General features: G+C 46.8%; 15 protein-coding genes. 1 reads left to right on the top strand and 14 read right to left on the bottom strand.

The window, feature by feature from the left end:
- Window positions 1–20: 20 nt before the first annotated feature.
- From cysT to HFE01_RS17075, 14 genes are all read right to left on the bottom strand, one after another.
- Window positions 21–854, bottom strand: coding sequence for a sulfate ABC transporter permease subunit CysT (gene cysT, locus HFE01_RS17140; protein WP_016820376.1), 834 nt, complete (start codon window positions 852–854; stop codon window positions 21–23).
- A gap of 79 nt (window positions 855–933) precedes the next feature.
- Window positions 934–1,998, bottom strand: a complete 1,065-nt coding sequence (locus tag HFE01_RS17135; protein WP_044786287.1) for a sulfate ABC transporter substrate-binding protein — start codon at window positions 1,996–1,998, stop codon at window positions 934–936.
- Window positions 1,999–2,364: 366 nt separating this feature from the next.
- Window positions 2,365–3,045 (bottom strand): hypothetical protein, encoded by a 681-nt coding sequence (locus HFE01_RS17130; protein ID WP_167438567.1) that lies wholly within the window; start codon window positions 3,043–3,045, stop codon window positions 2,365–2,367.
- A gap of 116 nt (window positions 3,046–3,161) precedes the next feature.
- A complete protein-coding gene (locus HFE01_RS17125; protein ID WP_044786288.1) occupies window positions 3,162–3,662 on the bottom strand; it encodes a hypothetical protein in 501 nt (166 codons plus the stop codon).
- 47 nt (window positions 3,663–3,709) lie between these two features.
- Window positions 3,710–4,759 (bottom strand): leucine-rich repeat domain-containing protein, encoded by a 1,050-nt coding sequence (locus HFE01_RS17120; RefSeq protein ID WP_044786289.1) that lies wholly within the window; start codon window positions 4,757–4,759, stop codon window positions 3,710–3,712.
- A gap of 145 nt (window positions 4,760–4,904) precedes the next feature.
- Complete coding sequence (locus HFE01_RS17115; protein ID WP_017425573.1) at window positions 4,905–6,095, bottom strand: MFS transporter; 1,191 nt, start codon at window positions 6,093–6,095, stop codon at window positions 4,905–4,907.
- A gap of 48 nt (window positions 6,096–6,143) precedes the next feature.
- A complete protein-coding gene (locus HFE01_RS17110; protein WP_017425574.1) occupies window positions 6,144–6,716 on the bottom strand; it encodes a TetR/AcrR family transcriptional regulator in 573 nt (190 codons plus the stop codon).
- 201 nt (window positions 6,717–6,917) lie between these two features.
- A complete protein-coding gene (locus HFE01_RS17105; RefSeq protein ID WP_017425575.1) occupies window positions 6,918–8,219 on the bottom strand; it encodes a pyrimidine-nucleoside phosphorylase in 1,302 nt (433 codons plus the stop codon).
- A 32-nt stretch (window positions 8,220–8,251) separates the two neighbouring features.
- Complete coding sequence (gene deoD / locus HFE01_RS17100; RefSeq protein WP_013373173.1) at window positions 8,252–8,959, bottom strand: purine-nucleoside phosphorylase; 708 nt, start codon at window positions 8,957–8,959, stop codon at window positions 8,252–8,254.
- A gap of 79 nt (window positions 8,960–9,038) precedes the next feature.
- Window positions 9,039–10,223, bottom strand: coding sequence for a phosphopentomutase (gene deoB, locus HFE01_RS17095; RefSeq protein WP_174821103.1), 1,185 nt, complete (start codon window positions 10,221–10,223; stop codon window positions 9,039–9,041).
- A gap of 29 nt (window positions 10,224–10,252) precedes the next feature.
- Entirely contained in the window at window positions 10,253–11,431 is a 1,179-nt protein-coding gene (locus HFE01_RS17090) for a NupC/NupG family nucleoside CNT transporter (RefSeq protein WP_016820385.1), read from the bottom strand.
- A 75-nt stretch (window positions 11,432–11,506) separates the two neighbouring features.
- On the bottom strand, window positions 11,507–11,902 hold the full coding sequence (locus tag HFE01_RS17085; protein WP_016820386.1) for a cytidine deaminase: 396 nt from the start codon (window positions 11,900–11,902) through the stop codon (window positions 11,507–11,509).
- Window positions 11,903–11,932: 30 nt separating this feature from the next.
- Window positions 11,933–12,595, bottom strand: coding sequence for a deoxyribose-phosphate aldolase (deoC, locus tag HFE01_RS17080; RefSeq protein WP_016820387.1), 663 nt, complete (start codon window positions 12,593–12,595; stop codon window positions 11,933–11,935).
- Window positions 12,596–12,804: 209 nt separating this feature from the next.
- Window positions 12,805–13,740, bottom strand: coding sequence for a sugar-binding transcriptional regulator (locus tag HFE01_RS17075; RefSeq protein WP_017425578.1), 936 nt, complete (start codon window positions 13,738–13,740; stop codon window positions 12,805–12,807).
- 275 nt (window positions 13,741–14,015) lie between these two features.
- Here HFE01_RS17075 and HFE01_RS17070 point away from each other — a divergent pair, with 275 nt between their 5' ends.
- Window positions 14,016–14,429 (top strand): chemotaxis protein CheW, encoded by a 414-nt coding sequence (locus tag HFE01_RS17070; protein WP_017425579.1) that lies wholly within the window; start codon window positions 14,016–14,018, stop codon window positions 14,427–14,429.
- Window positions 14,430–14,458: the final 29 nt, after the last annotated feature.

Raw genomic sequence — 14,458 nt, 5'->3', positions numbered from 1 at the left:
GCTAACGTTAGACATTTGCGTTAGACTGCACGGCGCCGTGACCAGCGCTGAAAACTGTTAATCACGAATAACAGTACGAACGAAATGACCAACAGCATCAATGCCACCGCCGTAGCCCCTGCGTAGTCATTTTGCTCCAGCTTGGACATAATGAGCAGCGGAGCAATCTCGGTCTTCATCGGCATATTGCCAGAAATGAAGACGACAGATCCGTACTCGCCAATGCCGCGGGCAAAGGCAAGCGCAAAACCCGTCAGCAGCGGGGGTACAAGCTCCGGCACAATAACGCTGCGGAAGGTACGCCATCTGCCCGCTCCCAGCGTAGCAGCCACCTCTTCCTCATCCTTGTCCAGCTCCTCCAGCACCGGCTGAACTGTCCGTACGACGAACGGAATGCCAATAAACATCAACGCGAGCGTAATCCCTGTCTGTGAGTATGCCATTTTCCACCCAAGCGGTTCGAACAGTGAGCCGATCCAGCCGTTCTGTGCATATAGAGCGGTCAACGCAACCCCTGCCACCGCCGTGGGCAATGCAAAGGGCAGATCGATGACCGCATCAAACATTCGTTTCCCTGGAAACTCATAACGCACCAGTACCCAGGCGATCAATAAACCGAGAAACAGATCGATCAGCGCCGCGGCTGCGGCACACAAAAAGCTCACCTTGTAGGAAGCCAGCACTCTGGCATCCGTCGCCACGTCCCAAAATTTCTCCCACGTCAGCCCGGTTGAATTCAGGAGCAGTGCTGATAATGGCACCAGCACCACCAGACTGAGATACAGCACACTATAACCCATCGTTAACCCGAAACCGGGAAGTACGCGTTTTCGGGTGGCTTGCATTTGACTCATGTTCTGTCCATCCCTCTCTGCATCCTTTGACTATGGCACTCGCGTCAACTGATCCTCTCGCCTTTACACTTCACTTATGTTATGAACTACCAGGTACATAAATCTGGTCAAAAATCCCCTTGTCGCTAAAATGCTTTTGCTGTGTCTCTTTCCATGTTCCGAATACATCCTTCAAGGTTACAAGCTCCAGATTAGGAAATTGATCCTTGAACTTTGCCGTCACACTCTCTAATGTGGGGCGATAATAATTTTCGGCAGCAATGGTCTGCCCTTCTTCACTGTACAAATATTTCAGGTACGCGTCCGCCACCTCGCGTGTACCTTTTTTATCTACCACTTTATCGACCACCGCTACCGGAGGTTCAGCCAAAATACTGATCGACGGATATACGATATCGAATTTATCCGCACCTAGCTCCTTCACAGACAGCAGTGCTTCATTTTCCCAAGCGATCAGCACATCGCCAATTCCACGCTCTACGAAAGTCGTCGTCGCTCCACGCGCTCCGCTATCCAATACCGGCACATGCTTATACAGCTCCTGTACAAACTGCTGGGCTTTGGCATCATCGTTATTGTTCTTTTTGAGCGCATAGGCCCAGGCTGCAAGATAGTTCCAGCGGGCTCCGCCCGAGGTTTTAGGGTTCGGTGTAATGACCTGTACATCGCCGCGGACTAGATCATCCCAGTCCTTGATCCCCTTCGGGTTCCCTTTACGTACCAATAACACGATGGTTGAGGTGTATGGGGAACTGTTATGCTCATATTTACTTTGCCATCCTTCTTTAATAAGCCCTTTCTCCTGTAACGCATCAATATCATAGCCCAGGGCCAATGTAACCACGTCTGCATCCAGCCCGTCCTGCACAGAGCGGCTTTGCTTGCCAGATCCCCCGTGGGATTGCTTGATTGTAACCTTCTGTCCTTTCTCCTTCTCCCAATGGGCGGCAAACGCTTTATTATATGCCTCATACAACTCACGGGTCGGATCATAAGAAACATTGAGCAACTCCACGTCCTTGGAGCCGGAAGCAGAGCTACCATCCGCTTGCGTCCCTTCCTTGCTTGCCCCGCAAGCACTTAGCACCATCGTTAAAACCAAAGATAGTCCGAGAATAAGTCCGGTTTTATAATTCCTCTTCATCAAGACACCCCTCATTCTATGTAATTTGTAAATACCCATTCATTTACGCCTGTTATTTACAGACATAATCAAAAAAAAGGGCGGAGAATTCCCTGATGCAGCCCTGATAGGTCAAACCTGTCGCTTGGACAGTGTCTGCCTGCTGTTCCTAGAGGTTCTCCGCCAGAATGGCGAGGTTATACTTTAATACTTTAATTCCTACCTGTTTAATGAGTTATATGGATATAATACGAGAGTTTATGAGGGATGTCAAACCTTTTTTTGGAATGGGATGATCTATAAATTGCTTTCTTCAAGGGGGGACAGTCAGAAACATGGTATACGTTTCCGACCGCCTAGAGGGCATGGGCACACGTGGAATACGACTTAGTTGGCTACCGTTTCAAGATTAATTGAAAAGACTCCAAAATGCTTCGGATTGTCCGTAGCTCTTCTCAGCCACAGCTCACCCGATCCCACCATAACTCCCTGATAATTAACAAACAACTCATCTGTCTTTTGGTTCACTAGCGCTTCACGAATCGCGTCCGTAAAAATCTGATCATATTTAGCCAGAAAATCTTTTTTGTTCGGAATCGTTAGCGACTTTTCACTATCATTGACACGCAGAGGGTACAAAATAAAATTGGCTACCTTCTCCTTATCATTGTCGGCAACAGCCTTCTGCAACGCTTTGAATGTGTTCAAAAATGCTTTAGGATCTTGAATACCTGCTACCTCAAAAGGATTTTGAGATGCATTGGAGGCTGCCGGAGCAGAAGATGTATCCTTTGAAGGAGCTGGGACGGAAGGTGACTTTTTCGCATCAGTACCGCTGTTTTCTGCACTCTCGCTCTCTTTAGCTACTTTGTCATTTTGTGCTGAACTGCTCTGATTGCCTCCAGCACTGTTCTCGATCATGCTTGTACTGCTTCCCGCATCACTCGGTTCAGCATTATTATCCTGACCGCAGCCAGTAAGAGCTACAAATGTAAGTGTAAGTAAAATGGCTGTAAGTGACAGCCTCCGTGACATTTTGTGATTATCGGATTCATGTTTTTTGGGCACAACGGGTCATCCTTTCTGCTTTCTACTCTGACCTATTCTGTTCATTAAGTCTTCAACCGTTCTATTGTAACATAAGTAGACTAATGACCGCATGTCGTGCCCATTCTGGAAGGAGCTTACAGTGTAATATATGCGAAGGTTTTAATGTCTCCTCGTGATCCGTCGTCCGTACTTACTTTCAAAATCAGCTCTTTCAAGGAGCCATTTGCAGCCTCATTCTGCCCCTCTGGCTTGATAAACAGCAGATCGTGGCGTTCTCCCGGCTGTAACGTTCGGCTAGAAAAGCCGCTCGTTGTGCCTTGCAAGTCTGATCCATTCGAACTGTTGAGCTTGTATCGTACGGGTTGCCTTCCTGTATTCTTGATACTGATATACAGCTTGCGCCCCTCTTCAAATCTAAATTCTGTTTGTCCTTGTCCTCCGAATTGCATTCTTTGGTCATGTACGATACGCTTCGCTGCTTCCCCTTGCTTATTCTGCATGCTAAGCGGAGCTGTCTGATGCGTGGCACCCGCCGTTGATGTAGTATAGGTGTTCGTCGGAACGCTCATATTGGCAAAAGCGACATAGCCTACGATCACCCCCGCCACACCCATCCAAACCCATTTTTCCACCATTTCATATTCCTCCTTCACAAAATATACTGGAGCTATGCTGTATGAAGTCAGTCGTCACCGTGATTGCACAGATGGAACGGCTTATCTTCTATAAGAAAGCGATCCAGCCAGGTCATGTCATATATAAATTCAGGTGCCGATTCAATCAATCCGTTCACAATGTCCAAGGAACGCAGATTTCTTAGGCTTTGTATTTCAGAAGGCAGCGTACGGATTCCGCTATATGAGATATCCAGATGCTCTAGTTGATGCAGCTCTCCGATTTCAGGCGGCAAATGCCGAAATGCCAATTTCTCCTTGGGGATCACCTTTTGGCCCGGTGCCGGGCGATCATAGCATCCACAGCTGACTCTTAGGCTTTTGAGTCGAGATAGCTTGGCAATGTCAGCAGGTAGCTCCTCCAAATCCGCTACTTGGATCGTCAGTGACTCCAATGATTCCAATTCAAACACAGCAGACGGTAATGTTCGTATATCCTGTTCAAAGATAGTCAAATGCTTCAGAGAACGCAATTCTCTAATCCGTTCCGGGATCTCCGTCAAACCATACTGCATGAGCTCCACTCGATCCGGTTGATGCCGAATAGCATCATTCAAAAACATATCTATATTGCCATGATGTTCAGGTTTATAAATAAACACGCCAGGGATAAGCTTCTCCAATTCATCTGCTGCTTCTTTATCCATATTCAATCTACCGATTCGCTCGTGAGCGATGTTCATGATCCAATCCTCTCCATCGGCATTCTGGAAACACAAATCTTCTGGCAATTTCGGATGCACCCAGGAAAACAGGCTGGACGCCGCATGCTTTAATACTCTTCCAGCCTCAGGCGTGCATTGGTACTGGTAAAAGGTTCCGGCTGTGTAGGCAATGGAATGCTTTCCCCTTATTTCCTCATAGGAGTGCGTGGACAGCAAAAAAGGATTCAATTGCTGTAACAATTTCTCGAACAAAACATCCTTGTCGGCGACTCCATTATCATCCTCAGTTACCCAGTTATGTACGCCTAGCATAAATGTATCTGCCCGTTCCATAGCATAATCAATCAGTCTTTCATAAGCTGTCCCACGAACATCGCTGTATAATCGGAACATGTCTCTCCTCCTCTGTGCTGTCCTGCACCCTAACAATAAAAAAAGCCAAACTCATATCTATTATGAGTCTGACTGTCATATTTTTCAAACTTGTTCATAGGAATCCATACGGTGGCTCTCTATCTAGATCATCCATATTAGTAGATTACACGTTCAACGTGTTACGGGACTTTTTCTTATCCAGCACACTATACACCACAAAGATAATTAAATAAGCCGCAATCAGCAAAGTGGAAAATAGATACATTGTTTTATAAGAGGTTAATCCGGCAATCATCCCTAGAATCAAAGAACCGCCACCAATCCCCAAATCGAAAAAATTATAAAAGGAGCCTACAGCGTCCTCTCGCTCATCTTCTCCGACTACACTGATAGCCCAAGCCTGTAAAGCTGGAAAAATAGCACCAAAACTCAAACCATACAGCACAGCAGCAACCAAAAATTGTAGCTCGGTCCGTGATGAAGCCACCATAACGATGGCGACGATAAGCACAATTCCTGCGGGGATCAAGATATAAGCTGGACCTTTAGTATCAAAAATCCTACCGGACACCAGCCGAACGAGGAAGCTTGCCATTGCCACCGTAAAGAAGAACCAGGCCGCATTTGTAAAACCCTGCTCCTTGGCAAATAAGGCCACGAAAGACATCACTCCCCCTGCCACCACGCCAATTAGCAGCACAAGACCAGATTGCAGCAGCACTCTTTTTTCAAATAATTTAAAGGGAACCTTCTTTTTGTCCTTTGCTGTATCTGCCGTCGTGGGGTTCGCAGAACGGCGACGAACCAATATGCTCATCACAAGCGACAGCAGCAAAATTATAGCTCCCGTGGAAAATAGCCCGCTAAAACCTGCCGCATGAAGCATCCATATGCCGAGCAGGGGGCCGACTGAAATCGCTACAGTTTCACCTACGCCAAAGTAGCCCATTCCTTCCCCCATACGATGAGGAGGCAAATCATCTGATGCTGAGGTAGCATACAATGTGCTCGCAATACCAAATCCAAAACCATGTACTAGCCGAAAGACTAACAGCAATACCAAACTGGTGGAAAGCATGTAGCTTCCTGTTGCCAGCATACAAATCACAACTCCAATAATCAGTACATATTTCTTGTCCAAAAGCTGGATCAGTGTGCCTGAGAATGGACGAATCAATATAGCTGAGCACATAAACACGCCTGTCACCAAGCCAATCTGTGACGGACTGCCGCCAAGACTTTCCACAAACAGTGGCAACGTGGGCATAAGCATTTCAAATGCCATAAATAATAGAGCGTTGGATATCATCAAAAATATAAAATTTCTGGACCAAAAGGTTTCTTTCACAGACACAACTCTCTTCCCCCAATACAATCATATTTACTTTAAAGGCTTAGATGATCAGACCTGAACCAAGCCGTGCCAGTAAATATCCCAGGAACTTTCCAGACGCGGATCAAAACCAGCGGTGCCGTTGTACACCAGTTCTACCAGCATCCCTTCAATCAAATTCATATAGGCTATAGTGGCAGATTGAACTGGAACACGAAGCTTAACTGACGTTTCGGCTGCCAACCGCTCATATACCAAGCTGGTTTTATGCTGTACATAGCGTGTAACCAAAGCCTGAACCTGGTTTTCCAGCGCAGATGGAATCAGAAATCCGACATACAGAATCAAACGCAGATTCATGGCACTCTCATAGCGTTCTTTGAATTCAATAATCAATCCTCGCAGTACAGCTTCAAGTGATTGTTCAGCTTGAGCTTGAAAATAACGATCCAACTCCAAAATCTCTTGGTCTACCGCGTCCGCAAATATGTCTAAGAACAAATCGTCTTTGCTTTTAAAATGAGCATAAATAGACTGCTTTTTGATTCCTACCTCATCAGCAATCAATTGTAGGGAGGCGGCATCGTATCCCTTTCTCGCAAATTGCTTTAGGCTTGCTGTTTTAATTTTCTGTAGTGTCATGTGTTCCCTCCAATTACCTTACGAACGATCGTCAGTTTATAAATTTAGTATAGTTCCCTCACTAGAAATTGACAACCGCTTTTTTAATTCCACCGCTCAGTTGCCTGAGCTAAGAACAAAAAAAGCCGGAAGCCCTCTAATGTAAGGGCTCCGGCTCTATAACTATTGATCTGCTAACGCCTTATACTATACAGCTACAGCTTACTCTGTCACCGTTCCATAGATCAGCACAGGTGCTTCCGCGTGATCCGCAATACGGATATTTGCGTAGATTTTCTCCAGCACTTGATCTACGTCTTCACGGTTGGCATGGATAGTAACCAGCGAATCGCCTTTTTGAACTGCATCGCCGACTTTTTTGTTCAGCATCAAGCCGACAGCCAAATCAATCTCGGATTCTTTGGTCGCACGACCTGCTCCCAGCAGCATCGCAGCGGTACCGATTTCGTCTGCCACAATTTCAGCTACCACACCGTCCTGCTTTGCAGGTACTTCAATAAGATACTGCGCCTGTGGCAAGCGTTCTGGATGATCCACTACAGAAGCGTCGCCGCCCTGATTTGTAATAAACTCTTTAAATTTCTCCAGTGCTTTGCCGTTACGAATGACCTCTTTGAGCTTCTCTTCAGCGTCTTCGAGAGAGTCTGCCTTCCCAGCCAAAAATACCATCTGACTGCCCAAAGCCATACACAACTCTTCCAGATCTTTGGGGCCTTCGCCGCGCAATGTATCAATTGCTTCTTTAACTTCCAGCGAGTTCCCGATGGCCAGCCCCAACGGTTGGCTCATGTCGGAAATAACCGCCATGGTCTTGCGACCCACATTGTTCCCGATGCTTACCATGGCATGTGCCAGTTCTTTGGCATCTTCTACTGTTTTCATGAATGCCCCCGCACCTGTCTTGACATCCAGTACGATGGCATCAGAGCCGGCAGCGATTTTCTTACTCATAATCGAGCTGGCAATCAGCGGAATCGAATTTACCGTTGCTGTAACATCACGCAAAGCATACAATCTTTTATCCGCAGGGGTCAGGTTGCCACTTTGTCCGACAACCGCAATTTTGCTGCGATTCACCAAATCTACGAATTCATCCTTAGTGATCTCTACGTGAAAGCCTGCAATGGCCTCCAGCTTGTCGATCGTTCCGCCCGTGTGCCCAAGGCCGCGACCTGACATTTTCGCTACTGGAATGTCTAAGGCTGCTACAAGCGGAGCCAGTACCAGTGTGGTCGTATCACCCACACCACCAGTGGAGTGCTTATCGACCTTTACACCTTCAATTGCGGACAAATCAATCGTATCTCCTGAATGAACCATTGCCATGGTCAAATCAGCACGTTCCCGTTCGTTCATATCTTTGAAGAAAATAGACATCGCCAATGCACTGACCTGATAATCAGGAATTTCACCCTGAGTATAGCCTTGGATAATAAAGTTAATTTCCTCAGTGCTCAGTTCTTTTCCGTCACGTTTTTTTTCAATCAAGTCTACCATTCTCATATGTCATTTCTCCTCACTGTGCGTATGATCGTTTACAGGGATACTGCTGTATCCAGTGCAACTTCCATCATTTCTTTAAACGTGGTTTGCCGTTCCTCTGCCGTCGTTTCTTCACCTGTCAGCAAATGATCACTTACCGTCAGAATGGTCAGTGCGTTTACACCAAACTTGGCTGCCAGCGTGTATAAAGCCGAAGTCTCCATCTCCACACCCAGCACGCCGTATTCCATCAGCTTTTGTACCACTGATTTGTCATCACGGTAGAAGCTGTCTGAGCTGAATACGTTGCCGACATGCATGTTCAAGCCTTTGGCAACACCGCGATCATAAGCGCCCTTTAAGAGAGGGAAGCTGGCAATCGGTGAGAAATCATAGCCGCCAAAGATATGGCGGTTCATGCCGGAATCTGTACAGGATGCCTGTGCCAAAATGACGTCACGAACGTGCACATGCTCCTTCATTCCGCCGCAAGTACCCACACGGAACAAGTTTTTCACACCATACTCGCTAATCAGTTCGTTGACATAAATACTGATGGAAGGCAGCCCCATCCCGGTTCCCTGTACAGACAGACGTTTGCCTTGGTACGTTCCCGTGAATCCGAGCATTCCGCGTACCTCGTTGTAACAGGTTACGTCCTCCAGATACGTTTCAGCGATAAATTTCGCCCGTAGCGGGTCTCCTGGCAGCAAAATCGTTTCTGCAATTTCTCCAGGTTTGGCTCCAATGTGTACACTCATGTTTTTATTCCTCCGTCCCATTTGTCCATGCTCATATCGTTACTAATCATCCTACCTGCACTCTTGCTAGGGTCCTGGATTACTGAAGCTCTGCCAAAAAGCTAGTTCCGTGTTCAGGCAGTTTTACACCAAAGTTATCCGCTACGGTCGCCCCAATATCCGCAAACGTCTTGCGAACCGCCAGTTCTTTGCCTCCAGCTGCAAAACGAGGGGAATATACCAGCAAAGGCACATATTCGCGGGTATGATCCGTTCCGCGATAGGTTGGGTCATTCCCATGGTCTGCGGTGATGATCAGCAGATCGTCATCAGTCATTTTGGCAAATACCTCGGGCAGACGGGCATCGTAATCGTCCAAGGCTTGACCGTATCCCTGCGGATCACGGCGGTGCCCGTATACAGCATCAAAGTCCACCAAATTCAAAAAGCTTAATCCGGTGAATTCTTCATCCAGCGTAGCCACCAGCTTATCCATGCCGTCCATGTTGGACACTGTGCGCACTGCTTTCGTTACACCCTCGCCGTCATAAATGTCAGAGATTTTACCCAAGGCGATTACATCCAGACCTGCATCCTTCAGCTCGTTCATTGTGGTACGACCAAAGGGCTTGAGCGCATAGTCATGTCGATTGGAGGTACGAGAGAAGTTCCCTGCTTCACCTACGAACGGACGGGCAATAATGCGACCCAGCATGTACGGATCTTCCAGCGTGATTTTACGACAGAACTCACAAATCTCATAGAGCTCCTTCAAAGGTACAACTTCCTCGTGTGCCGCAATTTGCAACACTGAATCTGCTGAGGTATAGATGATGAGTGCACCTGTTTTGACGTGTTCTTCGCCCAGTTCGTCAATGATTTCTGTGCCACTGGCTGGCTTGTTGCCAATAACTTTACGACCTGTATGCTCCTCAATGCGCTGGATCAGCTCATCTGGAAACCCATCCGGGAATACACGGAAAGGAACTGCAATATTCAACCCCATGATTTCCCAATGGCCTGTCATCGTGTCCTTGCCGTTGGAGGCTTCCTGCATTTTGGTGTAATATGCGAGTGGCTTATCGGCCACCGGTACCCCTTCTATGGAACGAATGTTGGACAGACCGAGCTTACCCATATTCGGCATGTTCAGACCGCCGCGTTCGCGCGCAATATGACCGAGTGTATCTACATCATAATCATCAAACTGGGCAGCATCCGGTGCTTCGCCGATACCAACCGAGTCCATAACGACCAAGTGAATCCGTTTAAATTTAGACATCATAAAAATCCTTTCCTGATTCGCTGTTTTTTTTACAAAAACAACCCTGCAATTGTTGCCGACAGCACGCTAACCAGCGTCGCTCCGTACAACAGCTTCAGACCAAAACGGGCCACTACATTTCCCTGTTTTTCATGCAGACCCTTCACAGCCCCAGAAATGATACCGATGGATGAGAAGTTTGCAAAAGATACGAGGAATACCGATACGATTCCGACCGTACGCTCGGACAAGCCTGTTTGTTTGGTCAGATCCAGCATGGCCACAAATTCGTTGGATACGAGCTTGGTAGCCATAATGCTGCCCGCCTGCACTGCCTCGTTCCACGGAATCCCCATAACAAAGGCGAACGGTGCAAACACATAACCAAGCAGCGCCTGAAAGCTGATTCCAAACAACCATGAGAAAATACCGTTAACCATGGCAATCAGCGCCACAAAACCGATCAGCATCGCAGCTACCGTAATAGCAACCTTGAAACCGTCCATAATATATTCCCCGAGCATTTCGAAGAAGGACTGCTTCTCTTCCTCTTGAACCTCCAGTAAATCGTCTTCCTTCTCAATCTTGTATGGATTAATAATGGAAGCGATAATAAAGCCGCCAAACAGGTTCAGCACCAATGCGGTAACCACATATTTGGGGTTCAACATTTGCATGTAGGCTCCCACAATCGACATGGACACCGTAGACATCGCAGATGCACACAATGTATACAGCCGATGTTTTGGCAGCAGACCAATTTGTTTCTTAACGGAAATAAATACCTCGGATTGACCCAAGATAGCCGAAGCTACAGCGTTGTAGGATTCCAGTTTACCCATTCCGTTTACTTTGCTCAAGACAAGCCCGATATATTTAATAATGAAAGGCAGCACTTTTACATATTGTAAAATCCCAATCAGTGCGGATATGAACACGATTGGCAGCAGTACACCGATAAAGAACGGTGCTGCTCCTTCATTCGCAATTCCGCCAAAAACGAAGTTAATCCCTTCCATAGCATAACCAATCAGACTATTAAAACCTTTTGCAAAACCTTTGACTAGAATTTCACCAATCTCTGTGTTCAGCAATACGAAAGCAAGCGCTGCTTGCAGAACAACCATAACTATCAGCGGACGATACCTGATTTTACGCTTGTCACTGCTGGCAACGTAAGTAAGTGCAAATACAACGAGCAATCCCACCAAAGCGATTACATATTTCATTTCAATTCCCCCTCATTACATTAAGCGCTTACATTGCCCATAAAAAGAATGCGCCCCAAAGAGGCATTCTTTTTTTTATTTTCCCAGATCCGCAGGTCGAAAGGCACCCGGCAGTAATTGATCCACCGTCCACTCTTCCGTATTGCCATGAAGGTTTGTCAGATAAATTTTGGTATCTTGATGAGCAAATTCGGAAATGACCTGACGACAGGCCCCACATGGAGACACAGGTCCTTCCGTATCAGCTGCTACCGCAATCGAATCAATTTTTCGGCAGCCTTCGGATACCATTTTGAAAATCGCTGTCCGCTCTGCACAATTACATAAGCCGTAGGAGGCGTTTTCCACATTGCATCCGTGATAAATCGTGCCATCGCTCCCGAGAACCGCAGCACCTACTTGAAAATTCGAATACGGAACATATGCCTGATTACGCGCCTCAAGCGCTTTCTGAATCAATTGATCCTTCATCGCGAATCCCTCCATGACTTTAAAATAAACTTAGTAGGAAGATGTTGATTGCTCGCCCTCGATGATTTTCACACCGGAACTTGCACCGATCCGACTTGCGCCAGCTTCTACTAATTTTTGTACGTCCTCCAGGCTGCGTACGCCGCCAGAAGCTTTAACACCAATATCAGGTCCTACTGTTTTGCGCATCAACGCTACGTCTTCCACAGTAGCTCCACCTGTAGAGAAACCCGTCGAAGTTTTCACAAAATTTGCTCCGGCTTTGACGGACAGCTCACACGCCAGTACCTTCTCTTCGTCTGTCAGCAGGCAGGTTTCAATAATTACTTTTACCAGTGTACCCGCAGCCGCTTCCACAACCGCACGGATATCCTGCTCGACAAGCTGTACATCACGCGCCTTCAAAGCGCCTATGTTAATTACCATATCAATTTCAGTTGCACCGTTAGCAATAGCATCTTTGGTTTCAAACGCTTTCGTTGCCGATGTATTGGCTCCCAGTGGAAATCCGATAACCGTACAGATAGCCACGCCTGTGCCTGCAAGCTGTTCGGCTGCATAAGCTACCCACGCCGGATTCACACATACGGAAGCAAACTGGTATTTTTTTGCCTCAGCAGTCAGTTTTGTAATTTCATCCTTCGTCGCATCTGCACGCAACAATGTATGGTCGATTAATGCTGCAATGTTCATATCTAAAGGCTCCTTCATTTAATAAATAGTGTGAAGAAAATGAATCGATTATTTCTCTGTGATGAGATCATCATAGCACGGCTCTGAACATATGTAAAACACATTTTGAAATTATGTTCACGCTTGTACACAGGCCGTTCACCTACAATTCATGTTACCCTGTAGGCACACTCCGTAACCATGTTTAATTGAATTGAGCTCCACAGGTTCTATTGCAAAAGTGCTTGTGCTGTAAACTGATCCGTCACCAAGATATTCGCATACTTGCCGCGCAGTGATGCCCGAATGGCCTCTACTTTGCGCTGGCCTCCAGCTACAAGGATGGACTTCTCCTTCTTTCGCAGCTCAGGTAAATCAATTCCAACGGTACGGCTGTTGATTTCCTGACTGCATATGTTGCCCTCATCGTCAAAAAAGCGCGAGCAAATATCGCCCTTGCCGATTTTTTGCAGCAGCTTCTGCTCTTCATGGTTAAAATAGCCTAATCGGAACAGCAGCGCATCCTCCTTGACCGTCCCCACCGTAAACACCGCAATGTTCGCCTGCTTGCCAAGTTCAATGATACGCTGGATATGCCGATCCTCCTCGACCATTTTCTTAACAGCTTGACTGTCGAAAATCACAGGCAGCGGCAAATACCGAGCGATGGTGTTAAAGGCTTCTGCGAACAAATTTACGGTTTCCACGGCATAAGTGTTGACATGTGAATGGCTTACGCCTCCTTTGAGCTGAACTACCTCAACTCCCTTGACCTGCTTTTGCTGGAGATGAAGCGCCACCGCATGCATGGTTGTTCCCCATGTCACTCCAATAATATCAGCATCCTGTACCGTTTCATGCAAATAATCGGCTGCTTTTTTGCTAATATGCTTCTTGATCTCCTGATATTCATTTAATGGCGAATAACAGACCAGCACGGTATCCAGCCCGTATTTCTTTTTCACCTGCTCTCCGAGCGCGTCCATATCCTCCATAGGGTCCACAATACTGATCCGCACGTATCCCTGTTCCTTGGCAGCCTGAAGTAACCGCGATACCGTAGGCCGCGAAACTCCGAGTCTGACCGCAATATCCTGCTGGCTATAGTCGTTCAGATAGTATAATCTGGCTGCCTCGATACTTAACCGCTGCTTTTCATGATCCATTCTACCTCAACCCGCTTATCTTAAAATGTAGTGCATCGGACACGACCTCAGCTCCAAACATTATATATGAAGGGAAATTCGAAGCCACGCCTTGTCCGGTTGGTTGTTATTTTGGAAGATTTAACTGCTCGTTTGTGATATTCTGTGATTAACTAAAACCATTTTACCGCATCCTCCACTTTATCGTTCCGTCTGTTAAAACGCAATAGTTAACCCAATTTATCGCTAGTTCACAACTTGTGATGGACTTATCTGAATATGTAAGGAGAATTGCTATGTCTGAATATATTGTGTGCAGTCTGGCGGACAAGAAGTTCGCGTTAAACTTTCTGGAAGTCGAAGAAGTCATGAATGCCAAAAAAGGGACACCGCTCCCCTTTTCCGAGGCGTGGCATGAAGGAATGGTGACCATTCGTGGCGATGTATTTACAATCCTTAACCTACGCAAGAAACTGTTTCTCCCCGCATCAAGCGACTCCTCCGAGGACAAAATGATTTTGCTCAGTCGTGCGAAGATTGCCCTGCTTGTCGATCAGGTGGAGGATACGGCATCTGCTGAAGACAGTCAGCTACAAAGCAATGAGGAAGAATGGCAACGCGAATTGTTTCCTACTGTGATGGAGCATCGGGGTACTCTCATTCCGGTGATCGATATGGACGCTTTTCTCGCATCCACCAAGACGAATTAAAAAAATACTCCCGAACCTTGAGCCAGCTT

The sequence above is a fragment of the Paenibacillus sp. EKM10P genome (genome assembly GCF_011800655.1).
Taxonomy (GTDB): domain Bacteria; phylum Bacillota; class Bacilli; order Paenibacillales; family Paenibacillaceae; genus Paenibacillus; species Paenibacillus polymyxa.
Note: the sequence above shows the minus strand (reverse complement) of the source record. Positions and strands in the feature narration are given on the sequence as shown.